The 23,271-nt window shown below is 66.5% G+C and carries 22 protein-coding genes; 6 read left to right on the forward strand and 16 right to left on the reverse strand.

Going from position 1 to position 23,271, the window contains the following annotated elements; all coding sequences use genetic code 11:
- Positions 1 to 61: 61 nt before the first annotated feature.
- Positions 62 to 2,629 carry a DNA mismatch repair protein MutS gene (mutS, locus tag AC1ZQA_RS08590; protein WP_482676560.1) on the forward strand — a complete coding sequence of 856 codons (2,568 nt, stop codon included), beginning with the start codon at positions 62 to 64 and terminating at the stop codon, positions 2,627 to 2,629.
- Position 2,630: 1 nt separating this feature from the next.
- Here the strand turns inward: mutS and folE2 are convergent, their stop codons facing one another.
- The 3 genes from folE2 to znuC all read right to left on the reverse strand — a co-directional run bounded on the left by folE2 (position 2,631) and on the right by znuC (position 5,100).
- Positions 2,631 to 3,419: a GTP cyclohydrolase FolE2 gene (gene folE2, locus AC1ZQA_RS08595; protein ID WP_482676561.1), complete on the reverse strand. Its 789-nt coding sequence runs from the start codon at positions 3,417 to 3,419 to the stop codon at positions 2,631 to 2,633.
- A 117-nt stretch (positions 3,420 to 3,536) separates the two neighbouring features.
- On the reverse strand, positions 3,537 to 4,337 hold the full coding sequence (locus tag AC1ZQA_RS08600) for a metal ABC transporter permease (protein WP_482676562.1): 801 nt from the start codon (positions 4,335 to 4,337) through the stop codon (positions 3,537 to 3,539).
- Positions 4,330 to 5,100 (reverse strand): zinc ABC transporter ATP-binding protein ZnuC, encoded by a 771-nt coding sequence (gene znuC, locus AC1ZQA_RS08605; RefSeq protein WP_482676563.1) that lies wholly within the window; start codon positions 5,098 to 5,100, stop codon positions 4,330 to 4,332. Before znuC ends, AC1ZQA_RS08600 begins: the two co-directional genes overlap by 8 nt.
- Positions 5,101 to 5,165: 65 nt before the next feature.
- On the opposite strand from znuC, the gene AC1ZQA_RS08610 reads away from it, so the two are divergent.
- Entirely contained in the window at positions 5,166 to 6,131 is a 966-nt protein-coding gene (locus tag AC1ZQA_RS08610; RefSeq protein WP_482676564.1) for a zinc ABC transporter substrate-binding protein, read from the forward strand.
- Positions 6,132 to 6,155: 24 nt separating this feature from the next.
- On the opposite strand, the gene dxs is transcribed toward AC1ZQA_RS08610, so the two are convergent.
- The 4 genes from dxs to AC1ZQA_RS08630 form a co-directional block, all read right to left on the reverse strand.
- The gene (dxs, locus tag AC1ZQA_RS08615) at positions 6,156 to 8,069 is read right to left on the reverse strand and encodes a 1-deoxy-D-xylulose-5-phosphate synthase (RefSeq protein ID WP_482676565.1); all 1,914 of its coding nucleotides are present in this window, start codon (positions 8,067 to 8,069) and stop codon (positions 6,156 to 6,158) included.
- A 12-nt stretch (positions 8,070 to 8,081) separates the two neighbouring features.
- On the reverse strand, positions 8,082 to 8,588 hold the full coding sequence (locus tag AC1ZQA_RS08620) for a disulfide bond formation protein B (RefSeq protein ID WP_482676566.1): 507 nt from the start codon (positions 8,586 to 8,588) through the stop codon (positions 8,082 to 8,084).
- Between the two features lie 31 nt (positions 8,589 to 8,619).
- Positions 8,620 to 9,507: a polyprenyl synthetase family protein gene (locus AC1ZQA_RS08625; protein ID WP_482679304.1), complete on the reverse strand. Its 888-nt coding sequence runs from the start codon at positions 9,505 to 9,507 to the stop codon at positions 8,620 to 8,622.
- Positions 9,508 to 9,571: 64 nt separating this feature from the next.
- A complete protein-coding gene (locus AC1ZQA_RS08630) occupies positions 9,572 to 9,838 on the reverse strand; it encodes an exodeoxyribonuclease VII small subunit (RefSeq protein ID WP_482676567.1) in 267 nt (88 codons plus the stop codon).
- Positions 9,839 to 10,011: 173 nt separating this feature from the next.
- On the opposite strand from AC1ZQA_RS08630, the gene AC1ZQA_RS08635 reads away from it, so the two are divergent.
- The 4 genes from AC1ZQA_RS08635 to AC1ZQA_RS08650 all read left to right on the forward strand — a co-directional run bounded on the left by AC1ZQA_RS08635 (position 10,012) and on the right by AC1ZQA_RS08650 (position 13,074).
- Positions 10,012 to 11,118 carry an aromatic ring-hydroxylating oxygenase subunit alpha gene (locus AC1ZQA_RS08635; protein ID WP_482676568.1) on the forward strand — a complete coding sequence of 369 codons (1,107 nt, stop codon included), beginning with the start codon at positions 10,012 to 10,014 and terminating at the stop codon, positions 11,116 to 11,118.
- 36 nt (positions 11,119 to 11,154) lie between these two features.
- Positions 11,155 to 12,006, forward strand: a complete 852-nt coding sequence (locus tag AC1ZQA_RS08640; protein WP_482676569.1) for a sulfurtransferase — start codon at positions 11,155 to 11,157, stop codon at positions 12,004 to 12,006.
- A 135-nt stretch (positions 12,007 to 12,141) separates the two neighbouring features.
- Entirely contained in the window at positions 12,142 to 12,576 is a 435-nt protein-coding gene (locus tag AC1ZQA_RS08645) for a universal stress protein (RefSeq protein ID WP_482676570.1), read from the forward strand.
- A 63-nt stretch (positions 12,577 to 12,639) separates the two neighbouring features.
- Positions 12,640 to 13,074 carry a universal stress protein gene (locus AC1ZQA_RS08650; RefSeq protein ID WP_482676571.1) on the forward strand — a complete coding sequence of 145 codons (435 nt, stop codon included), beginning with the start codon at positions 12,640 to 12,642 and terminating at the stop codon, positions 13,072 to 13,074.
- 75 nt (positions 13,075 to 13,149) lie between these two features.
- Here the strand turns inward: AC1ZQA_RS08650 and AC1ZQA_RS08655 are convergent, their stop codons facing one another.
- The 9 genes from AC1ZQA_RS08655 to AC1ZQA_RS08695 all read right to left on the reverse strand — a co-directional run bounded on the left by AC1ZQA_RS08655 (position 13,150) and on the right by AC1ZQA_RS08695 (position 23,251).
- Positions 13,150 to 14,046, reverse strand: a complete 897-nt coding sequence (locus tag AC1ZQA_RS08655) for a dienelactone hydrolase family protein (protein WP_482676572.1) — start codon at positions 14,044 to 14,046, stop codon at positions 13,150 to 13,152.
- Positions 14,047 to 14,112: 66 nt separating this feature from the next.
- Complete coding sequence (locus AC1ZQA_RS08660) at positions 14,113 to 14,703, reverse strand: DUF1415 domain-containing protein (RefSeq protein ID WP_482676573.1); 591 nt, start codon at positions 14,701 to 14,703, stop codon at positions 14,113 to 14,115.
- Positions 14,700 to 15,758, reverse strand: coding sequence for an adenosine deaminase (locus tag AC1ZQA_RS08665; protein WP_482676574.1), 1,059 nt, complete (start codon positions 15,756 to 15,758; stop codon positions 14,700 to 14,702). The genes AC1ZQA_RS08660 and AC1ZQA_RS08665 overlap by 4 nt, the downstream gene beginning before the upstream one ends.
- Positions 15,759 to 15,840: 82 nt before the next feature.
- Positions 15,841 to 16,950: a BMP family ABC transporter substrate-binding protein gene (locus AC1ZQA_RS08670; protein ID WP_482676575.1), complete on the reverse strand. Its 1,110-nt coding sequence runs from the start codon at positions 16,948 to 16,950 to the stop codon at positions 15,841 to 15,843.
- Positions 16,951 to 17,012: 62 nt separating this feature from the next.
- A complete protein-coding gene (locus AC1ZQA_RS08675; RefSeq protein WP_482676576.1) occupies positions 17,013 to 17,933 on the reverse strand; it encodes an ABC transporter permease in 921 nt (306 codons plus the stop codon).
- Between the two features lie 14 nt (positions 17,934 to 17,947).
- On the reverse strand, positions 17,948 to 19,003 hold the full coding sequence (locus AC1ZQA_RS08680) for an ABC transporter permease (RefSeq protein WP_482676577.1): 1,056 nt from the start codon (positions 19,001 to 19,003) through the stop codon (positions 17,948 to 17,950).
- The gene (locus AC1ZQA_RS08685; protein WP_482676578.1) at positions 18,990 to 20,522 is read right to left on the reverse strand and encodes an ABC transporter ATP-binding protein; all 1,533 of its coding nucleotides are present in this window, start codon (positions 20,520 to 20,522) and stop codon (positions 18,990 to 18,992) included. Before AC1ZQA_RS08685 ends, AC1ZQA_RS08680 begins: the two co-directional genes overlap by 14 nt.
- Before the next feature lie 85 nt (positions 20,523 to 20,607).
- Positions 20,608 to 21,933 (reverse strand): guanine deaminase, encoded by a 1,326-nt coding sequence (guaD, locus tag AC1ZQA_RS08690; protein ID WP_482676579.1) that lies wholly within the window; start codon positions 21,931 to 21,933, stop codon positions 20,608 to 20,610.
- A gap of 10 nt (positions 21,934 to 21,943) precedes the next feature.
- Positions 21,944 to 23,251: an NCS2 family permease gene (locus tag AC1ZQA_RS08695; RefSeq protein WP_482676580.1), complete on the reverse strand. Its 1,308-nt coding sequence runs from the start codon at positions 23,249 to 23,251 to the stop codon at positions 21,944 to 21,946.
- Positions 23,252 to 23,271 lie beyond the last annotated feature (20 nt).

A 23,271-nucleotide genomic window follows, 5' to 3' on the forward strand; every position in this document is an offset into this window, starting at 1 on the left:
CGCACTCTCTCGGTTTTCGCTTTTTCAATTGAACGCGACACTTCAACATCACACCCCGCTGATGCAGCAATATCTGGGCATGAAGGCGGAGCATCCAGACGGGCTGCTGCTGTGCCGCATGGGGGACTTCTACGAGCTGTTCTACGCCGACGCGGAAAAAGCCGCCCGCCTGCTCGACCTCACGCTGACCCGGCGCGGGCAGTCCGCAGGCGAGCCGGTCATCATGGCGGGCATTCCGGTGCAGGCGCTCGACGGCTACCTGGCCAAGCTGGTCAGGCTGGGCGAATCGGCAGCGATTTGCGAGCAGATCGGCGACCCGGCGCAGGCCAAGGGGCTGGTCGAGCGCCGCGTGGTGCGCGTGGTCACGCCGGGCACGCTCACCGAGCAATCCCTGCTCGACGACAAGCGCGACGCCGTGCTGCTGGCGATCGCGCCGGGGAAAAAACCGCGCGACGACTGGGGCCTGGCGTGGATGGCGCTCAGCGGCGGCGGCATCACCCTGGCGCAATGCGAGGCCGATGCCCTGCCCGACTGGCTGGCGCGCATCACCCCGGCCGAGGTGCTGTGGCCGCAGGGTCAGCCGTTGCCGGACAGTGCGCCGTGGCCCTACACCACCACCACCCGCGCCGACTGGCATTTCGACGCTGCGCTCGGGTTGCGCAAGCTGTGCGCGCAGCTACAGGTTGCGCATCTGGACGGCTTCGGTGCGCAGACGCTGCACGCGGCGCACGCCGCTGCCGCCGCGCTGCTGACCTATGCCGAGCAGACGCAGGGCGGTGCGCTGCCGCTGCTCGTCGACCTCAAGGTCGAACGCGCCGAACACGCGCTGCGGCTGGACGCCGCAGCGCGGCGCAATCTCGAACTCATCCAGCCGCTGCGCGGCGACGATGGCCCGACGCTGCTGTCGCATCTCGATACCTGCCAGACCGCCGCTGGCAGCCGGCTGCTGCGCGACTGGCTGCAGGCGCCGCCGCGCGATGCATCGGTGTCCCGCAGCCGGCATGCCGCGCTGCAATCCCTGCTCGACGGCGCGCTGCCCGCACTGCGCGACGCGCTGCGCGGCATGGCCGATCTGGAGCGCATCGCCGCGCGCATCGCGCTGCGCCAGGCCAGACCCCGCGAACTCGCCGCGCTACGCGACGATCTGTTGCGCCTGCCCGCGCTGCGCGCGCAGGCCGCCACTTTTGCCCGCACCGCACTGCTCGACACCGCGCTGCAGCAGCTCGACCTGCCGCCCACTGCCGCCGAACTGCTGGTGCGCGCGATCGCGCCCGAACCCGCGCCGAACCTGCGCGACGGCGGTGTGATCGCCCCGGGATTCGACGCCGAGCTCGACACGCTGCGCGCGATCGACACCGATTGCGGCAGCTTTTTGATGGAACTGGAGCAGCGCGAGCGCGCGCGCACCGGCATCGCCAACCTGCGGGTGCAATACAACATGGTGCACGGGTTTTTCATCGAGGTCACCCACGGTCAGACCGACAGGGTGCCCGCCGACTACCGCCGCCGGCAGACGCTCAAGGGCGCCGAGCGCTACATCACCCCGGAACTCAAGGCCTTCGAGGACAAGGCGCTCTCGGCGCAGGAGCGCGCGCTGGCGCGCGAGAAGGTGCTGTTCGACGGCGTGATCGACGCGCTGCAGCCCACGCTGCCCTCGATCCGCCGCGCGGCGCAAGCCGTTGCGCTGCTCGACGTGCTCGCCGCGCTGGCCGAGCGCGCCAGCACCTACGGCTGGATTTGTCCAGAGCTGGTCGACACCCCGGAGATCGACATCGAAGGCGGGCGGCACCCGGTGATCGAAACCCGGGTCGATCGCTTTATCCCCAACGACTGCCGCCTGGACCCGCAGCGCCGGCTGCTCATCCTCACCGGGCCGAACATGGGCGGCAAGTCCACCTACATGCGGCAGACCGCGCTGATCGCGCTGCTGGCGTATCTGGGCAGCTACGTTCCGGCACGCCGCGCGCGCATCGGGCCGCTGGACGCGATCCACACCCGCATCGGCGCATCGGACGATCTGGCCGGCGGGCGCTCGACCTTCATGGTCGAGATGGCCGAAACCGCAGCCATCCTGCGGCAGGCCACGCCGCACAGCCTGGTGCTGATGGACGAAGTCGGCCGCGGCACGTCTACCTTCGACGGGTTGGCGCTAGCCGCGTCGATTGCCGCGCACCTGCACGACCGCAACCGCAGCCTGACGCTATTTGCCACGCACTATTTCGAGCTGACCGAGATGGTGCAGCGCCACCCGCACGCGGCCAATGTGCATGTCGGCGCGGCGGAAACCCCGCAGGGCATCGTGTTCCTGCACGAGGTGCACGAGGGGCCGGCCAGCCGCAGCTATGGCGTGCAGGTGGCCCAGCTCGCTGGGGTGCCAGCCGCAGTGCTGCGCGACGCACGCCGGCGGCTCGACGCGCTCGAGCGCCAGCATCGCCAGCAGCAGGCCCAGCTCGACCTGTTCTCTGCGGCAGCTGAAGACGACGCCACCACGATCCCGGACGCGCCTGACGTCCCTGCCGCGCTGCGGGATCTGCTCGACACCCTGGACGCCGCCGACCCCGACGCCCTCACCCCACGTCAGGCACTGGAACTGCTCTACCAGCTCAAGGCGCGGCGCGCCGAGCCGTAGATCAAGCGCGCTCGATCAGCGCGTAGGCCGAGTGGTTGTGGATGGATTCGAAGTTCTCCGCCTCGGCAACATAACGCCCGATACGCGGGTCGGCGTTGAGCCGCGCAGCCACGTCGCGCACCAGATCCTCGACGAATTTGGGGTTTTCGTAGGCACGCTCGGTGACGAATTTTTCGTCCGGGCGCTTGAGCAGCCCCCAGATTTCGCAAGAGGCTTCTTCTTCCGCGATGCGGATCAGCTCTTCCAGCGCCACCGGCTGCAGCAGCTCGGCCGTGATGGTGATGTGTGAACGCTGGTTGTGCGCGCCGTAGTCCGAAATTTCTTTCGAGCAAGGGCACAGCGACTTCACCGGCACCATCACCCGGGCGGTCAGCTTGATCTGCTCGTCGCGCGCCTCGGCAATCCAGCCAGCCTCGTAGTCGAGCAGGCTCTGCACGCCCGACACCGGCGCGGCCTTGCGCAAAAACAGCGTGAAGGCGAACTCCAGCCGTCCCGCCGTGGCGCCCAGCTTGGGCAGCATCTGGCGCGCCAGGCTGGCAAACGCGGCGCCATCTATCGCCTCGGGCATGGATTCGAGCAACTCGACAAAGCGCGACATGTGCGTGCCCTTCTTTTCTGCGGGCAGCGCGACATCGGCCGTGACCTGCGCAATGCTGGGGTGCAGGCTGCCATCGCGCAGGCGCACGCTCAGTGGATACCGCAACCCCTTGATCCCGACCCGCTGAATGGCGATGTGGCGCTCGTCGACCGTGCTTTGAATATCCGGAATGGCTTCGAAGGGTTTGTTCATGGAGTGACGGGTTGGGCAGTACGGCATGCGCCACCGACCCGGGGCATTGTTGAGAAGGATTCTCGGATTATCCCGGACTGCGCGCGTCCTCGCCCCGTTTGTGGAAATTCAGGGGGTTCACCCCCGCGCGGGCAGTACCCGCAGCAGCAGGAACAGGGCAGCGGCAGCCACCACCATGGCCGGGCCGGAGGGTACATCGGAATGCAGCGAAGCCAGCATGCCGAGCACGACGGAAACGGCGCCCACCACGACCGCGCCCAGCGCCATCTGCAGTGGAGTGCGCGCCAGACGCCGCGCTGCAGCAGCCGGAATGATGAGCATGGCCACCGTCAGCAGGATGCCCACGAGCTTCATCGCCAGGGCCACGAACACCGCGAGCACCACCATGAAGGCCAGTTGCAGCCACCTGACCCGGCGGCCCTCCACTGCCGCAAGTTCTTCGTGAACGGTGAGGGCCAGCAGGCTTTGCCAAAGCCAGGCAAGCACCGTCAGGCCGACGAGATCGATCAGGCCCACCCACCACAGATCGGCAGGGCGCAGCGCCAGGATGTCACCGAACAGGTACGAAAACAGATCCACCCGCACATCCTCCATGAACGCCAGCACCACCAGCCCCAGCGCCAGGCTGGTATGCGCCAGAAGACCCAGCAAGGTGTCTTCGCCCACACCGTCCGACGGATTGCGCCGCGCCAGAACGACGGCAATGACCACGCTCACCGCAAGCACGCCGATGAGCGGGTCGAGATGCAGCAGCAGCCCCAGCCCAACGCCGAGAAAGGCCGAATGCGCCAGGGTTTCGCCAAAGTAGGCCATGCGCCGCCACACCACGAAGCAGCCCAGCGGCCCGGCCAGCAGCGCCACGCCCACGCCGCCCAGCAGGGCCCGCCAGACAAAGTCGGGCAGCAGGAATTCAGTCATGGCGGCGCTCCTGTTGCGGCGCATCGACAACGATGTCGCCGTGGAGGGTGTGATGATGATCGTGGTGATGGCGATACAGCGCCAGCCCGGCCATGTCGCGTCCGAACAGCCGCAGATATTCCGGATGCACGCTGATGTCTTCGGGTTTGCCCACGCAGCACACATGCCGCTCCAGGCAGATCACCTCATCGGTGGCGGCCATCACCAGATGCAGATCGTGCGAGATCATCAGCACGCCGCAACCCGTGGTGTCGCGCAGGCGCCTGATCAGGTCGTACAGGCCCTGCTGACCCTGCACATCCAGGCCCTGCGCCGGTTCGTCGAGCACCAGCAGTTCAGGCTTGCGCAGCAGCGCCCGGGCAAGCAGCACGCGCTGCATCTCGCCGCCCGACAGCGCGCGCAGCGGGCGCTGCAGCAAGCCACTGGCGCCGTTGTCGTCAAGCACCTGCTGCCGCCGTTGCGGCGTGCTGCTTCCGGCCAGGCGCAGAAAGCCGTCCACGTCCATCGGCAGGCTGGTCGGCACCGCGAAACGCTGCGGCACATAGCCGATCACCAGTCCGTCGCGCCGCTGCACAGTGCCCGCGTCTGGGGCGATCAGACCGAGCAGCACGCGCACCAGCGTGGTCTTGCCGGCGCCATTGGGCCCGACCAGGGTGACGATCTGGCGCGGCAACACACGCAGGCTCACGCCTGCAAGCAGCAGGTTGCCATTGCGCTGCAGGCTGATGTTGTCGAGGCGGATCAGAGGATCTGTGTCGGGCACGTTGGGGTATTCTGGTTGCAACTGTTATATTATAACTATTTGTCGCTTGCCGTTCCCCTGTCACCATGCCACACATCGCTCGACGTGTTTTTTCCATTGCCCTGCTGATCGGCGCCTTGTTCGGCCCACCCATCGCCCACGCGCAGACAGCCCCCCGCGTGGCCGTGAGCATCAAGCCGGTGGGCGATCTGGTTGCCGCCGTCATGGCCGGTGTGGGCACTCCCACCGTGCTGATTCCGCCGGGCAGTTCGCCACATACTTACGCCTTCAAACCCTCCGAGCGCGCCGCTGCGGAACAGGCGCAGCTTCTGTTCTGGATCGGGCCCGATGTCGAGCCGGCATTGACCAAGATCACCAGGGCACTGCCTGCTGGCGCCCGTGTCATTACCCTGTCCACCCTGCCTGGCATGCGCCTGCTGCCGGCCCGCAGCGGCGGCGAGTGGGAGCGCAGGCACCCCGCACCCCTGCTGCAATCAGCCACGCAGGACGCGCATGACCCTGCGCACGCCGGCAGTTTCGATGGCCACCTCTGGCTCTCGCCGACCAATGCGAAGGAGATCGTGCGCAGCGCTGCAGGCGCGCTGCAAGCCATGGATCCGCAGCATGCCGCGCAATACCGTGCCAACGCCGAACAGGCCGTGCAGCGCATCGACGCCATGACGGCAGAACTCGCCGCGCAACTCGTCCCGGTGAAAGCCAGGCCCTTTATCGTGTTTCACGATGCGTTCCAGTATTTCGAGCAGGCGTTTGGCCTGCACGCCGTGGGCTCGATTCTGGTCAGCCCGGACGCCATGGCCAACGCCCGTCGCGTGAGCCAGATGCGCGAAAAAATCAGGACGCTCGGTGTGGTGTGCGTGTTCTCCGAGCCGCAAATCGAGCCGCGCTTGGTGCAGACCCTGATCGAGGGCAGCAACGCCCGCCTCGGCACCCTCGACCCGCTCGGCGCCAAAGGCCCGCTCGGCCTGGATGGCTATACCCAGTTGATGCGCAATCTGGCGGACAATCTGCGCAACTGCCTCGGCAAACAGTGAACCGCGCGGGCAATCCGCCCGCACTCATTCGTTTGCTGCGCGTTTGTGTTCCGGTGTGATCAGCGCGGCAAAACGCGCGCGAATGGCCGCGGCAATGCCTGTGGCATCCAGCCCCAGGTCGGCCGTGATCTGCGCCGGATCGCCGTGCTCGACCCAGGCGTCGGGCAAGCCCAGGGTCAACACCGGGATCTGCACCCCCGCTGCCTGCAGCGCTTCGAGACAGGCCGAGCCTGCGCCGCCCAGTACCGCGCCCTCCTCCACCGTGACCAGCGCGTCGTGCGTGCGCGCTGCAGCAAGCAGGGCCGCAGTATCGAGCGGCTTGACGAAGCGCATGTTGAGCACGCTGGCATCACAGGTTTCAGCCGCTTGCAGCGCCGCATAGAGCACTGGGCCGAAGGCGAGAATGGCGATGCGCCTTCCCGGTATCGCCGCACTGGCGCGTCGAGGCTGCGACTTGCCCCAGGGCAGCTCGCTCAAGCCCGCAGACACGGCGACGCCGGCGCCGCTGCCGCGCGGATAGCGCACGGCCACTGGCCCGCCCTGGCGAAATCCGGTGGTGAGCAACTGGCGGCATTCGTTTTCGTCCGCCGGGGTGAGCACGCTCATATTGGGCACGCAGCGCAGAAACGGAATGTCGAACGCGCCAGTATGCGTGGCGCCGTCTGCCCCCACCACCCCGGCGCGATCGACCGCAAACAGAACCGGCAGGTTCTGAATGGCCACGTCGTGAATGAGCTGGTCGTAGCCGCGCTGCAGAAAGGTGGAATAGATCGCCACCACCGGCTTCATGCCCTCGCAGGCCAACCCCGCAGCGAAGGTCACGGCATGCTGCTCGGCAATGCCCACGTCGAAATAGCGTTGCGGAAAGCGCTCGGCAAACTCCACCAGCCCCGAGCCCTCGCGCATGGCCGGGGTGATGCCCACCAGACGCGCATCGACCTGCGCCATATCGCACAGCCATTGCCCAAACACCTGCGTGAACGTGGGCGGCTTGCCGGGCTTGCTTGGCGCCAGTCCAACGGCGGGATCAAACTTGCCTGGGCCGTGATACGCCACCGGATCGGCCTCGGCCAGCTTGTAGCCCTGCCCCTTCTTGGTCACGACATGCAACAGGATGGGACCGTGCATCTCGCGCAGGTTGTGCAGCGTGGGAATGAGCGCGTCGAGGTCGTGGCCGTCGATCGGGCCGAAATACTTGACTCCCAGTTCCTCGAACAACGGTGACGGTGCGACCAGCCCCTTGGCGTATTCCTCCAGCCGCCGCGCCAGCCCCAGCAGCGGTGGCGCAGCGCTGAGGACCTGCTTGGCCGTGCTGCGCGCCGCAGTGAACAGCCCGCCCGACAGCAGCCCGGTGAGGTGTCGGTTGAGCGCGCCCACCGGCGGCGAGATCGACATATCGTTGTCGTTGAGCACGATGAGCAGATCGGCTTCGGGATGGACGCCGGCGTTGTTCAGCGCCTCGAACGCCATCCCGCCGGTGAGCGCGCCGTCACCGATGATCGCCGCCACCCGGCGCGACTCGCCCTTGCGCTGCGCGGCCATCGCCATGCCCAGCGCCGCGGAGATGGAGGTGGACGAATGCGCGGTGCCGAAGGTGTCGTACACCGACTCCTCGCGCCGCGGAAATCCCGAGATGCCGCCTTTCTGCCGCAGCCCGCGCATGGCCTCGCGTCGGCCGGTGAGAATCTTGTGCGCATAGGTCTGGTGACCCACGTCCCACACCAGACGGTCTTCCGGGGTGTTGAATACCGCATGCAGCGCGATGGTGAGTTCGACCGTGCCCAGGTTGGACGACAGATGCCCCCCGGTGCGCGACACCGACTGCAGGATGAACTCGCGCAGTTCCACGGCAAGCTGGCGCAGATGCGCGCGGTCGAGCGCGCGCAGATCCGCAGGCGAGGACACGCGGGACAGCAAGGGAAAAGAGGAGGTCACCATCGTTCAACGCAATCAGGAACGGCTGCGGCGCAGCAGGGCAGCAAGCAGCAAGACAGACACCACGACAAACCCGGCAGCAGACCAGAACGGCAGCGCCAGTCCGAAGACCTTCGGCGTGTCAGCGCACAGACCGTCTGCACGGAACATCCAGGGCATCCATTGCGTGACGCTCCAGTGGTTGATCACCGCAGCCAGCGGGTCCAGGCCACAGAGCTGTCCCGGATGCAGCACCAGCCCGATGTGGCGGGCGGCGAACCCCAGGCCGACCAGCGCACTGAGCGCCGCCAGCCCCTGAGACAGCCGCGCGGCCAAGGCAGCGCCCGCGCGCAGCAGGCCAAGCGCGCTCAGCGCAAAACCCAGCACGCCGAGGTACGCCATGCGCTGCAGAATGCACAGCGGACAGGGCGCGAAACCTTTGCGCTGCAGCCACAGCGCACTGCCCAGCGCGCCAAGCGCAGTGGCGGCGGCCAGTGCCGACAACGCAGCAGCGCCAGAAGGGGGTTGGCGAGGGATGGTCACGGTGGCCTCCTGGTCAGCGCGTTGCCTGCGATCAGTGCCCGCGCAGCACGATCAGATCGGCCAACTCCCGCAGCCTCTGGCTGGACGCGCATTGCGCCGCGGGCAGCGTGTCCAGCGCCGACTGCGCCTTGTCCCGCAAGGTCAGCGCCAACTGGCGTGCCGCGTCGAGGCCGAGTGCGGAAACATAGGTGGACTTGTTCTGTTGCGCGTCCTTGCCCGCCGTCTTGCCCAGCGTGGCGGAATCTGCGGTGACGTCCAGGATGTCGTCCACCACCTGGAAAGCCAGACCGATGGCTTCACCATAGACCTCCAGCGCCAGCTCGACTGCAGGCTGTCGCTCCGTGACGTGTCCGGCGCAGGCTGCGCCCATCATCACACTGGCCTTCAGCAAAGCGCCGGTCTTGCGACTGTGCATCTGCATCAGGTCATCGCCGCTGATGGCGCCGCCAGTGGAGAGAATGTCCAGGGTTTGCCCCCCCGCCATGCCTTCCGCGCCCGAGGCACGCGCCAGCAGCGCACACAGCCGGGCCTGCAGCGCCGGGGCGACGCCAGCCTCCGGGGTGAGGACTTCGTAGGCCAGCGCCTGCAGGGCGTCACCGGCCAGCAGGGCCAGCGCCTCGCCAAAACGCACATGGGTGGTGGGCTGGCCACGGCGCAATACGTCGTCGTCCATGCAGGGCAGATCGTCGTGCACCAGGGAGTACGCATGCACCAGCTCGACCGCACAGGCCGCGCGGTCCAGCGCCGCTTCATCCGCCCGGACACATTCGCCGGCCGCCCACACCAGCAACGGGCGCACGCGCTTGCCGCCCTGCGCTGCGGCGTAATGCATGGCTTCATGCAATTGCGGCACCACAGGATGAGCCTGCGGCACATGGTGCGCGATCAGCGCCTGCGCCCTCGCCTGGTGCTGCCGCATCCAGTCCTCGAACGGCACGTCAGCACGTGCCCGCTCGGTTTGCGTGCGCGCATTCTGCAGGGTCTCAGTCACGGTCGTCCTCCTCGTCGGGCGCGACACGCAAGGGCTTGAGTTGCTCGCCATCGAGCACCTGCACCTGCTGCTCCACCGCCTGCAGCTTGCTGCGGCAGAACTGCAGCAGGACGTTGCCGCGCTTGTAGGCGGCCAGCGTGTCGTCCAGGCTGAGTTGCCCGGCTTCCATCGCCTGCACGAGGTGTTCAAGCTCTGCCAGCGCCTGCTCATAGCTGGCCGGAGCCTGATCGTTGTTGCGGGCGGATTTTGCGGCGGGCATGTTGTCAGGCCGGGGCATGTCCGCGTCAGTGCACGGCAACCCGGATGGCTGAAGGAGGAAAGCTCTGCATTTTAGGCGCGACACACGGTTTTGCCGCGATGGGGCGACTCTACAATCGTGCGACTATCTTGACCCTGGCATTTTTCAACGCATTGCGGAGGTGCGCCCCCATCATGTCCGATCTGAGTATTCGCCTGTCGCAGGATCACCTGCAGTTGCCGGTTTCGACGTATTTCGACGACGATCTGTTCAAGCTGGAGCAGGAACAGATCTTCCGCTCCGGCCCGCGCTACCTCGGACATGAACTCACGGTGCCCAAGATCGGCGACTACGCAGCGCTCGCCCAGGAGGGTGAAGGGCGGGCACTGATCCACGCGCCCGAGGGTATCGAGCTACTGTCCAATGTCTGCCGCCACCGCCAGGCGGTGATGCTGCGCGGCATGGGCAGCACCGGCAAGAACATCGTCTGCCCGCTGCACCGCTGGACCTACGGCCTGGACGGCCAGCTCGTCGGCGCGCCGCATTTCGAGCAGGACCCCTGTCTGCATCTGCAGAAATACCCGCTGCAGCGCTGGAACGGCATGCTGTTCGAGGACAACGGCTACCCCGTGGCGCAGACCATGCAGCAGCTCGCAGTGCTCAAGGAGTTCGACTTCACCGGTTTCGTGCACGACCACACCGAAATGCACGTTTGCAACTACAACTGGAAAACCTTCATCGAGGTCTATCTGGAGGACTACCACGTCGTGCCCTTCCATCCGGGCCTGGGCAAGTTCGTCGATTGCAGCGTGCTGCAGTGGCAGTTCGCCCCCGAATGGAGCGTGCAGACCGTCGGTGTGCACGAGGGCCTGCAGCATCCGGGCAGCGCGGTCTACAGCAAGTGGCATCAGGCGGTGCTGAACTTCCGTTCCGACAAGAAACTGCCCGAGCATGGCGCGATTTGGCTCACCCTCTACCCCAACATCATGCTGGAGTGGTACCCACATGTGCTCGTGGTCTCCACCCTCTATCCACTGGGTCCGCAGAAAACCCTGAACATGGTGGAGTTTTTCTATCCTGAAGAAATCGCTGCGTTCGAGCGCGAGTTCATCATGGCCGAACGCGCCGCCTACATGGAAACCTGCACGGAAGACGACGAAATCGCCGAGCGCATGGACGCCGGACGCAGGGCGCTGTTCGAACGCGGTGACGACCAGCACGGCCCGTATCAATCGCCGATGGAGGACGGCATGCGCCATTTCCACGCCTGGTACCGCAACAAGCTGCAGGTGCCAGCCTGACGCTCGCGCGTATCCCCCAAAGAAGTTCATCGCACCATGGCAACCCCCTACACCACCCTGATTTCCGCCGCGGAACTGATGCAGTCGCCCGACGTCTTTGTCGTGGATTGCAGTCACGACCTCGCCAACCCGCAGGCGGGCCAGCGCGACTATGCCGCGGCGCACATTCCCGGCGCGTTGTTCATGCACCTCGACCGCGACCTGTCGGCCCCGACGACCGGGCGCAACGGCCGCCATCCGCTGCCGGATGCGCAGGCATTCGCCGCGCGGCTGGCTCAGCTTGGCCTGAACCAGAATCAGCAGGTCGTCGCGTACGACCGCTCGGGCGGTGGATTCGCCGTGCGCCTGTGGTGGATGCTGCGCTGGCTCGGCCACGAGGCGGTGGCTGTGCTCGATGGCGGCTGGCAGGCCTGGCTGGCCGCAGGCGGCGCGAGCGACAGCGCAGAACCCGCACCGCGCGCACCTGGGACCTTCATCCGCCGCCCCGCGCTGGTTGGCGACGTGCCGGCCCAGGGCGTGCTGGACAACCTGCAAAGCGCCAAGAAACTGGTGCTCGACGCCCGCGCACCCGAACGCTTCGCCGGTGAGGTGGAACCGATCGACCCGGTGGCCGGGCATATCCCCGGTGCGAAAAACCGTTTCTTTCAGACCAATCTGCAGCCCGACGGCACCTTCAAGTCGCGTGAGCAACTGCGCGAAGAATTCACCGCCCTGCTCGAAGACTGGGACCCGCGCGACGTGATTCACCACTGCGGCTCTGGCGTGTCCGGCTGCCACAATCTGCTGGCCATGATGCATGCCGGACTCGACGGCGGCCTGCTCTACCCCGGCTCCTGGAGCGAATGGTGCGCCGACCCGGCACGCCCCGTGGCCAAGGGCCGGGGCTGAACCGTCCTGCAGCGCGTCAAATCCGTTTGATCTGCAGCAAGCACGGCAATACATTGCAGGAGCAGCATATGGGCAGTGGTTGACGCTGGACCGACCACGACACAGATCACTCTTTCACCCACAACGGAGCACGCCATGTACAAGAAGATTCTCGTCCCCACCGATGGATCGGAAACCGGAGCCAAAGTCATTCCCCATGCCGTTGCGCTGGCCAAGAGCTGCGGCGCTGCGGTGGTCGGGCTCAATGTCACCGATCCCTATCCGTATTCCGGTCTGGCGGAATCGGTGCCGATCACGGCAGACCAGTACCGCGTGCACGTCACCCAACTGGCCGAGGACGCGCTCAAGCCGCTGCAGGATGCCTGCAAGGCCGCCGGGCTGAGCTTCGAGCCAGTCATTGCCGAAGACATTCACCCCTGGAAGGCCATGCTCGATGTTGCCAAAGATCGCAGCTGCGACCTGGTGGTCATCGCCTCGCACGGCCGCCGCGGGGTGCAGGCGCTGCTGCTCGGCAGTGAAACCCAGAAGCTGCTGACCCACTCGACCATTCCGGTACTGGTTCTGCGCTGAACGACCCCGCCGGGGGGCTTTTCCTCAACCCGGCGGCGACAATTTCAAAACCGGAGCACTCCCATGTTCAATCACCTCCTGCTGTCCACAGACGGTTCCGACCTGTCGCAAAAAGCCCTGCCCTACGCCATTGAACTGGCCAGGAAGTTCGGTTCGAAGATCACCGTCGCTTCGGTGATTGACCTGTATCCGTACATCGGCGCGATCGAAGTCATGCCGGTTGGCATGGATCAGTGGCAGGAAGAAGTGCGCAAGCAGGCCAATGTGGCGCTGCAGCGCATGCGCGATCAGCTGCAGGCCGCCGGCCTGAGCTGCGATACGGTCGTGGAAGAAGACGCCCAAGCCTGGCGCGGCCTGCTTGCCGTTGCGGAAAAGCAGGGCTGCGACACCATCGTCATTGCCTCGCACGGGCGCGGCGGCATGAGCTCGGCCGTGCTGGGCAGTCAATCCTCACGCGTGCTGTCGCACTCCAAGCTGCCGGTGCTTGTCGTGCGCTGAACGCGCACCAGAGCGGACGCCCCGGCTCGGATTGCAAACCGAAGGGCCTTGCGCACCGGGCGCCCGCCCTGCGGCTCAGGCGCCGACTTGGTGCTGCCGTAGCCAGGCCAGCGCGCGCTTCCAGCCATCCTGCGCGTCCTTGGCGTTGTAGCTCGGACGGTAGTCGGCATGAAAGCCGTGACCGGCATCGGGATAGACCACGATTTCCGAGGCCTTCGCAGCGGCGTCGCCTGCGGCGAGGGCCTTGCGCATCTGTTCCACCGACTCCTGCGTGATGCCCTGATCCTTGCCGCCATACAGCCCAAGCACGGGCGCCTTGAGATCCCTGGCAATATCCACCGGATTTCTCGGGGCCAGCGCAGACGGCGTACCGACCAGGCGTCCATACCACGCCACGCCGGCCTGCACCGGGGCGTGCGCGCAATACAGCCAGACAAATCGCCCGCCCCAGCAGAAGCCCGTGATGCCCACATGCCCGGCCTTGCCGCCGTTGGCTGCAGCCCATTCGCGGCAGGCGTCGAGGTCCTGCAGCACTTGCGCGTCGGGCACCTTGGAAACCACATTGCTCATGACCTCGGCAATGGTGCCATAGGCCATCGGGTCGCCCTGGCGCACGAACAGATCGGGCGCGAGCGCCAGATAGCCCTGATGCGCAAGCCGCCGCGCCACGTCGGCAATGTACTCGTGCACACCAAAAATCTCGGACACCACCAGCACCACCGGCAGATCGGACTTGTCCTTGGGCTGGGCGCGATAGACCGGAATCTTCTGTCCGCCCGACTCGATCTGCACATCGCCGGCCAGCAGGCCGTCTGTCGGGGTGCTGATGGCCGTTTGCGCCACCACAGGTCCCGCAGCTGCGGCAAAGCCCACACCGAGCGCCGAGCGCACGAAGTCGCGCCGCGACAGCGCGCCGTCTGTCGGCCCCGGGGTCAGACTGCTGAACTCCGCATCCAGATCCTTGTTCCACATGGTGGTCTCCCAAGAGTGCATTTGTGAGCAGATGCTACAGCGGGGTCGCCCCTGCGCGCTGTGGGGTCAATCGACCGGGGTCTGCACGACCGCCTCTTGCGCGCACTGCGCCAGCAGCGCGGCGATGCCTTGCCTGCCGAGCCGCCGCATCGTGGTCATATTGGCCTGGTAAATCGGTTCGGCCTCGGGAAATGCCGCCACCGCGCGGTCGATGCTCTGCTCGCGGATCAGGTGCAGCATCGGGAACGGCGAGCGGTTGGTCGCGTTGGTCACATCCGCAGGCCGGGTACCCGCGAAGCGGTATTGCGGATGAAAACTGGCGATCTGCAGCACCCCGCTCAGTTCCAGCGCGTCCACGGCAGACTCGGCACGGTCGAGAAACGCGTTGTATTGCGCAAAATCGGTAAGCACGAACGGGTGGATCAGCAGCGTGGTCTCCACCACGTCGATCGGCGTGTCGGCCAGATGCTGCAGTTCGCCGCTCAGCGCATGCAGCAGCGCCTGCGGTGTGGTGGCCTCGCTGCAGACATAGCGGATGCGACCCTTGACCTGCGGCGCCTTGGCAAAGGGGCAGAGGTTGAGCCCGATCACCACCCGGTCGACCCACGCCCGGGTCAGCGCGACGGCATGTTCTGCGGTGACCGGCGCAGTGCTCATGCCGCGCATCCCGCATCGCGCCAGAGCGCGTCGAGTTGGGCGATCCACAGCGCCTTGTCGGCATCTGCGGCAAAGCTCGCCTCCAGGCTGTTGCGCAGCAAGATGTAGGCCTGCGGCGCGCCCAGCATGGGCTGCGCAGCGAACAGCTGCAACAGGTTGTCGTTCACATACCCGCCAAAGTAGGCGGGGTCATCGGAATTGACCGTGACCTTCAGCCCTGCGGCCAGCAGTTGCGGCAGATTGTGCTGCGCAAGACTGTCCACGACGCACAGCCGCACATTCGACAGTGGGCACACGGTCAGCGGCACCTGCTCGCGCGCCAGGCGCCGCATCAGGGCCGGGTCTTCGCTGGCGCGCACGCCGTGGTCGATGCGCTCGGCCCCCAATCCATCGAGTGCACCGCGCACATACTCGGGTGGGCCTTCCTCGCCGGCATGCGCCACGCGGTGCAGGCCGAGTTGCGCGGCATGGGCAAACACCCGGGCGAATTCTTCCGGCGGATTCCCCCGCTCGGACGAATCCAGCCCAAGGCCGATGATGTGATCGAGCCAGGGCTCGGCGGCGCGCAGGGTCTGCAGCGCCTCGTCCTCCGGCAGGTGGCGCAATACACTCAGGATCCAGCCGACGCTCAAGCCCAGTTCGTCCTGCGCCCGCTTTGCAGCCTGGATGAACGCCGGCATGAACACCTCGAAGCCAACGCCCCGCGCGGTATGGCTTTGCGGATCGAAAAACGGCTCGGCCCGCACCACGCCACTGTGCGCGGCCCGCTCAAAATAAGCCCAGGCCAGATCGAAAAAATCCTGCTCGGTGCGCAGCACGTCGCAGCCGGCGTAATACAGGTCGAGGAAGGACTGCAGATCGGTGAAGGCATACGCCCGGCGCAGTGCGTCCACGTCGTCATACCGCAGCGTCACTCCGTTACGCCGCGCCAGCGCAAAAATCAGCTCCGGCTCCAGCGTGCCTTCGATATGCACATGCAGCTCGGCCTTGGGGCTGGTGGCCAGCAACTGCGCCACCAGCTCGTTGGGAAGGCTGGCAAAGGATGAGGCTTGCATCAATGAATTGTCTGTACCGCGGAACCAGGGGCGCGATCCGTGTGCGATCAGACCTTGCACTGCGCGCCCGGGGCATGCCGCCTCACTGCCCCGGCACCTTGCCTTCGACGCCCTTCACATAGAAGGTGATGCCGTGCAGGAACTTGTCGTCGGCAACCTTGCCCGCAGGCAGCACCACCTTGCCGGACTGGTCGACGATCGGACCTTTCCAGATGGTGAGGCTGCCGTTCTTCAGACCGGCTTCGCGTTCAAGCACGGTTTTTTTCAGCGCTGCGGGAACCAAAGGGCTGATGTCCTGCAACGCGATGGTGTCGTGCTTCATGCCCCACCAGTATTGCGCGGGTTTCCAGCTGCCTTTGAGCACTTCGTCGGTCAGCATCTCGTACAGCGGCGCCCAGTTGATGGTGGCCGAGGCCAGATGCGCCTTGCCGCCGAACTTGCTCATGTTGCTGTCCCAGCCGAAGCCGTACTTGCCCATCTTCTCGGCAGTCTGCAGCACAGCGGGCGAGTCGGTGTTCTGGAACAGCACGTCGGCGCCCTGGTTGATCAGCGAGGTGGCGGCTTCGGTTTCCTTCGGCGGATCGAACCACTTGTTCACCCACACGACCTTGGTCGTGATCTTGGGGTTGACCGACTGCGCGCCCAGAGTGAAGGAATCGATGTTGCGGATGACCTCGGGAATGGGCACCGAGCCGACCACACCGAGCACATTGCTCTTGGTCATGCCACCGGCGATCACGCCAGCGAGATAGGCGCCCTCATAGGTGCGGGCATCGTAGGTGCCGACGTTGCTCGCGGTCTTGTAGCCGGTGGCGTGCTCGAACTTGACCTTGGGAAAGTCCTTGGCCACGCGCAGCACCGACTCCATGTAACCAAAGCTGGTGGCGAAGATCAGACCGTCGCCCTGCTGCGCCAGATCGCGGAACACCCGTGCCGAATCCGGGCCTTCAGGCACGCTCTCGACGAACTGGGTCTTGATCCTGTCGCCGAACTTGGCCTGCAGCGCCAGGCGCGCCTGATTGTGCGCAAAGCTCCAGCCGGCATCACCCACCGGGCCAACGTAGACAAAGCCGATTTTCAGCGGCTCGGCAGCCTGCGCGGACGCGCCGGCTGGGCCGATCAGGCTGGCAACGGCAAGGCTGGCTGCAGTGGCCAGCACACCCAAGGGTTTTTTCAAGCGGGTCGTGAACATGGAGTCCTCCAAAGGAATGATGCGAAACTGTATACAAAAATCGTGCCCGCGGTGCGGTGGTCTCACCCCCCCGGGGTGAACGGCTTGCCGATCGATGCCGGCATGTTGACCCGAATCCACAGTGGGTTGCGCGACATCAGCGCCAGCACCACGATGGTGGCAATGTACGGCAGCATCGACAGCAACTGCGACGGCACCTGCACCCCGCTGCCCTGAAAAAAGAACTGCAGCATGGTGACCCCGCCGAACAGATAGGCCCCGAGCAGCACCCGCGCCGGACGCCAGGTGGCGAAGGTGGTCAGCGCCAGCGCGATCCAGCCGCGCCCTGCGGTCATGCCCTGCACCCACAGCGGGGTGTAGATCACCGAGAGATACGCCCCCGCCACGCCCACCAGCGCGCCGCCGCACACCAGCGCCAGCAGGCGGATCCGGCGCACCGGATAGCCCAGCGCATGGGCGACTTCAGGCGACTCGCCCACCGCGCGCAGCACCAGCCCGGCGCGCGTGCGGTCGAGAAACCAGATCATGCCCAGCGCCAGCAAAATGGTGAGATACACCATGAGGTGATGGCGGAACAGCGCCGGGCCGAAAAACGGCAGCTGGCTCAGGCCCGGAATGTCCCAGGGCGGGAAGTTGGGCAGGGTCTTGCCGACATAGTCGATGCCGAGGAAAGCCGACAACCCGGCGCCGAACAGCGTCAGCGCCAGACCAGTGGCGTATTGGTTGGTGTTGAGCCAGATGACCAGCAGGCCGAGTGCTGCGGCCAGCAGCGCGCCGACTGCCGCGCCAGCCCCGAACGCCGCCCACTGGTTGCCGGTGTGCAGCGCCACGGCAAAGCCGACGACTGCGGCCATCAGCATCATGCCCTCGGCGCCGAGGTTGACCACGCCGGACTTTTCGTTGATCAGCAGCCCGAGCGACGCCAGCGCCAAGGGGGTTCCCGCGCTCAGCGTGGTGGCAATGAGGGAGGCGGTCATGTCCATTGAGTTGTCTCCCTTCAGCGCTTGAGGCGGATGCGGTGATGGATCAGGGTGTCGCAGGCCAGCAGCGCAAACAGCAGCAGCCCCTGAAACACCCCGGTCATCGCATTGGGCAGACCCAGGCGCGACTGCGCCAGCTCGCCGCCGATGTAGAACATGGCCATCAGCGCCCCGGACAGCACAATGCCCACCGGGTTGAGCCGTCCGACAAAGGCCACGATGATGGCAGCAAAGCCGTAGCCCTGCGACACCTGCGGCGTGAGCTGCTGCAGCGGGCCGATCGCATCCAGCGCCCCGGCCAGGCCGGCGAATCCGCCCGACATCAGCAGCACCGTCCACAGCGCCTTGCGCGACGAATACCCGGCGTAGCGTGCCGCCCCGGGCGCCAGCCCGCCCACCTGCAGCCGAAACCCGGCGACACTGCGAAACAGGAACACCCACACCAGCGCCACCGCGATCAGTGCGATGGGAAAGCCCCAGTTCAGCCGCGTGCCGTCGATCAGGTGGCCGAGCAACGTCGGGTCGGCAAACATCCGGGTCTGCGGAAAGTTGTAGCCCTCTGGGTCTTTCCACGGGCCGTACACCAGATCGTCCAGCAGGTACTGCGCTACGTACACCAGCATCAGGCTGACCAGGATTTCATTGGCGTTGAACCAATCGCGCAAGCCAGCGACCAGCGCCGCCCACACCATGCCGCCGAGCACGCCCGCCAGCAGAACAGGCAGCACGATGGCATGCGGGGTATGGTCTCCGGCCAGCAGCGCCACGCCGCCGCCGAAAATCGCCCCGAGGATGTATTGCCCTTCGGCGCCGATGTTCCAGACATTGCTGCGGTAGCAAGCCGCCAGCCCCAGGCCGATGAGAATCAGCGGCGTGGCCTTGAGCGCCAGTTCCGACAGGTTGTACGGGCTTTTGATCGGCTCCCAGAAAAACATGCTCAAACCATGCACCGGGTTCTTGCCCATGGCCAGAAAAATGCCCACGCCGAAGGCCACGGTGATCGCCAGCGCCAGCAGCGGCGACAGCCACACCATCCACCGCGACGGCTCGGCCCGCGCCTCAAGCCGCAGCATGCGCCGCCTCCGTGCTCGATGCGCCTTCTTGCGGCCACAGCCCGCTCATCCAGATGCCGATCTGCTCCACGGTGGCGTCGGCGCGGGCAATTGGGGGCGACAGCCGGCCGCGCGCCATGACCTGCAGCCGGTCGGAGATCTCGAACAGTTCGTCGAGCTCCTCCGAAATGACAAGCACCGCGCAACCCGCATCGCGCAGCGCGAGAAGCTCGCCGCGGATCTGCGCCGCAGCGCCCACGTCCACGCCCCAGGTCGGCTGCGCCACGATGAGCACGCGCGGCCTGCCGAGGATTTCGCGGCCGACGATGTATTTCTGCAGATTGCCCCCGGACAGACTGCGCGCTGCGGCCTGCGGCCCGCTGGCCTTCACCCCGAAGCGCGCGATCACCGCCTGCGCCTGATCGCCCAGGACACGCCTGCGGATCAACCCGCGATAACTGGTCTCGGACGGCCTTGCGGTCAGCAGCATGTTCTGCGCAAGCGAGAGCACCGGCACGGTTGCCCGGCCCAGACGTTCTTCCGGAATGAAGTGCAGCCCGCGCCAGCGCCGCTGCGCCGGGCCGAGCGCGCCCACCGGCTCGCCCGCCAGTTGCAGCACCGCGGCAGGCGCGCGCCGGTCCTCACCCGACAGCACACCGAGCAATTCCTGCTGCCCATTGCCAGACACCCCGGCGATCCCCAGGATTTCTCCGGCCCGCACCTGCAAGGACAGGTGTTGCAGCGGCACGCTGAACTCGCCATCACCCGGCAGGTTCAGATCATCGACCCGCAACAAGACCTCGCCGGGCTGCGCAGGCCGGTGCTGCAGCGCGGGCGGGTCGGCGCCGATCATCAGTCGGGACAGGCTGGCTTCGGTCTCTTTGGCCGGATCGACCCGGCCGGTCACCCTGCCAGCGCGCAGCACGGTGCAGTTGTGGCACAGGCTGCGGATTTCGTCGAGCTTGTGGCTGATGTAGAGAATGCTGCAACCGTCTGTCGAAAGCTGGCGCAGCACGACGAACAGCTTCTCGACCGCCTGCGGCGTGAGCACCGAGGTGGGCTCATCGAGGATGAGCAGCTTGGGGGCGGCCAGCAGGCAGCGGATGATTTCCACCCGCTGGCGTTCGCCGACCGACAGGGTGTGCACCGGGCGGCGCGGCGCGCAGTCCAGGCCATAGCGCTGCGCGACCGCGTCGATGCGACGCTCCACCTCGGCCAGCGCCATCCCCCGCCCCAGCCCAAGCCAGATGTTCTCGGCCGCGCTGAGTGAGTCGAACAGGGCGAAATGCTGATAGACCATCGCAATGCCCAGATCGCGCGCCATGCCGGGGTTTTTGATGCGCACCGGCTCTCCGTTCCAGACGATGCTCCCAGCGTCGGGCTGCACCGCGCCGAAGATGATTTTCATCAGCGTGGACTTGCCCGCACCGTTCTCGCCCAGCACCGCATGAATTTCCCCAGCCTCGACCTGCAGGCTGATGTCGTCATTGGCCTTGACGCCGGGGTAGGACTTGCTGATGTGTTCGAGCGCGAGCCGCATGAAGGAAGTCGGATGAATGGTTGCGTCGGGATTGTCCTATACCTGCGGGTGCGCAGCGTTCGCCACGGCCAGCGTTGCAAACCGTTCAGGGCGCGCTGAAGAGCAACCGGCCCTGCACATAGGTCGCGGCGACATTGCGCTCGTCCGCCAGCAGCATCCACGCGAACAAACGCTCATGCAAGCTGCGTGCCATGTCCTGCCGCCGATGTTGCACCGTGCCTGTGGCCCAGCGCCACACCACCACGTCGGCCAAGGTGCCTGGGGCGAAGTGGCCGATCTCGTGCTCCAGCTCCAGCGCGCGCGCCGCGCCGCGGGTGACGGCGTACAGCCCCTGCCAGGCCGTCAGGCGCTGGCCCTGCAGGGCCAGCACCTTGTAGCCGTCGGTCAGGGTGCGCAACTGGCACAGACTGGTGCCGCCACCCACATCGCTGGCCGGGGCCACGCCCACCCCGGCGGCCTCGGCCTGCGCCCAGTCGAACAGCCCGCTGCCGAGGAACAGGTTGGACGACGGCGAAAACCCGATGCTGCTGCCGGCCTGCGCCATGCGGGCGCGGTCGGTGTCGTCGAGCCAGATGCCGTGTGCCAGCATGCTGCGGCGGGTGAGCAGGCCGTGGTGGTCGTAGACGTCGAGATAGCTGCGGCTGTCGGGAAACAGCTCGGCGATCCAGCGCACTTCATCGCGGTTCTCGGCCACATGCGTCTGCATGTAGAGGCCACCGGCACGCTGGGCGTGGCGCTGCAGCAGGCCGCCTGCCATCGCGAGCTGCTCCGGGCTGCTGGTGGCGGCAAAGCGCGGGGTCACAGCGTAGGCCAGCCGGTCCACGCCATGCCAGCGCGCAATCAGGTCCTCGCAGTCAGCTTCAGCCTGCGCCACGTCGTCGCGCAGGTCGGCGGGGCAGTTGCGGTCCATCAGCACCTTGCCGGTGATCAGGCGCATGCCCAGGCGCTGCGCGGCGGCGAACAACGCTTCGCTGCTGGTCTTGTGCACGGTGGCGAACACCATGGCGGCGGTGGTGCCGTGCGCCAGCAGGGCGTGCAGAAATCGCTCGGCGCCCTGGCGGCTTTGTTCGGGGTCGGCGTAGCGTGCCTCGGCCGGAAAGGTGTAGCGCTCCAGCCAGTCGAGCAGCGCTGCGCCGTAGGAGGCAATGACATCGAGCTGCGGCGCGTGCGCATGCGGGTCGATGAAACCGGGCAGCAGCAGGTGGCCGCGCCAGTCCTGCCGGGGCCAGCGCGCGTCGGGCGGGTCGCTGGCGGCGCGCACCGCGTGCACCCGGCCAGCTTCGATCAGCAGCCAGCCGTCGGGCTCGAAGTGCACCGCGTCGGTGGCGTCTTCGCCCCAGCCGGGGTCGCGCAGGAAATGCAGGATGTCGCCGCACAGCGCCAGGCGCGGCGCAGGGTTGTTCACAGTCATGTCGTGGTCGTCAGTCGGAGGGAAACAGCGCGTAGCGCAGCAGGAACAGCCCCGCCACCACCCACAGCGCCGGATGCACGTCGCGTGCCCGCCCGGTGAGCAGCTTGAGCGCGGCGTACATGATGAAGCCGAAGGCCAGGCCGTTGGCAATCGAATAGGTGAACGGCATGACCAGCGCGGCCAGCGCCGAGGGCACGGCTTCGGTGCTGTCGGTCCAGTCGATTTCCAGAAGTTCCCGCATCATCAGGGCGGCGACATACAGCAGAGCCGGGGCGGTGGCGTAGGCCGGCACCACTGCGGCCAGCGGGGCGATGAACAGTGCGGCGAGAAACAGCAGACCGACCACCAGCGCGGTCAGCCCGGTGCGTCCGCCGGCCTGCACGCCCGATGCGCTTTCGATATACGCGGTGGTGCTGCTGGTGCCCAGCAGCGAGCCGGAAAAGATCGCCAGGCTGTCGGCAAACAGCGCACGGCCCAAGCCGCTCTGGCCGTCCTGCGTGCTGTCGTTGAGCAGCCCGGCCTTGCGGGCGATGCCTGTGAGGGTGCCGGTGGCGTCGAAAATTTCCACCAGCACGAACACCAGGATGATGTGGAAAAACCCGGCATGCAGCGCGCCGAGAATGTCGAGCTTGAGGAAGGTCGGCGCGATGCTCGGCGGCATGGAGATGACCCCCTGGTACTTGGTCAGTCCCAGCGCCATGCTCGCCAGGGTCACCGCGACGATGCCAATCAGGATCGCACCGCGCACCCGCCAATAGTCCAGCAGGGCGATGAGCACAAAGCCGCATGCGGCCAGCACCACCGGAAGCGAGGCCAGATTGCCCAGCCCCACCTTGGTCGCCGGATTGGCCACCACCACCCCCGCGTTCGACAGCGCGATGATGGCGAGAAACATGCCGATGCCCGCGGCAATCGCGCTGCGCAGCGACTTTGGGATGCCCGCCACCAGCCACGATCGCACCCCGGTGATGGTCAGCAGCACGAAAATGCAGCCCGAGATGAACACCGCGCCCAGCGCCTGCTCCCAGGTGAAGCCCATGCCCTTGACCACGGTGAAGGCGAAAAAGGCGTTGAGCCCCATGCCCGGCGCCAGACCGATGGGCCAGTTGGCGACGAAGGCCATGATGAAGGTGCCCAGCGCCGCGGCCAGACAGGTGGCAACGAACACCGCGTTCTTGTCCATCCCGGTGGTGGACAGGATGTCGGGATTGACGAAGATGATGTACGACATGGTGAGAAATGTCGTCACCCCCGCCAGGATTTCGGTGCGCACCGTGGTGCCATGCGCATCGAGCTTGAACAGGGTCTGCAGATTCATGGGCTGTCTCCTCGGGTTGT

This window comes from Thiomonas sp. DCM-2 (genome assembly GCF_056820905.1).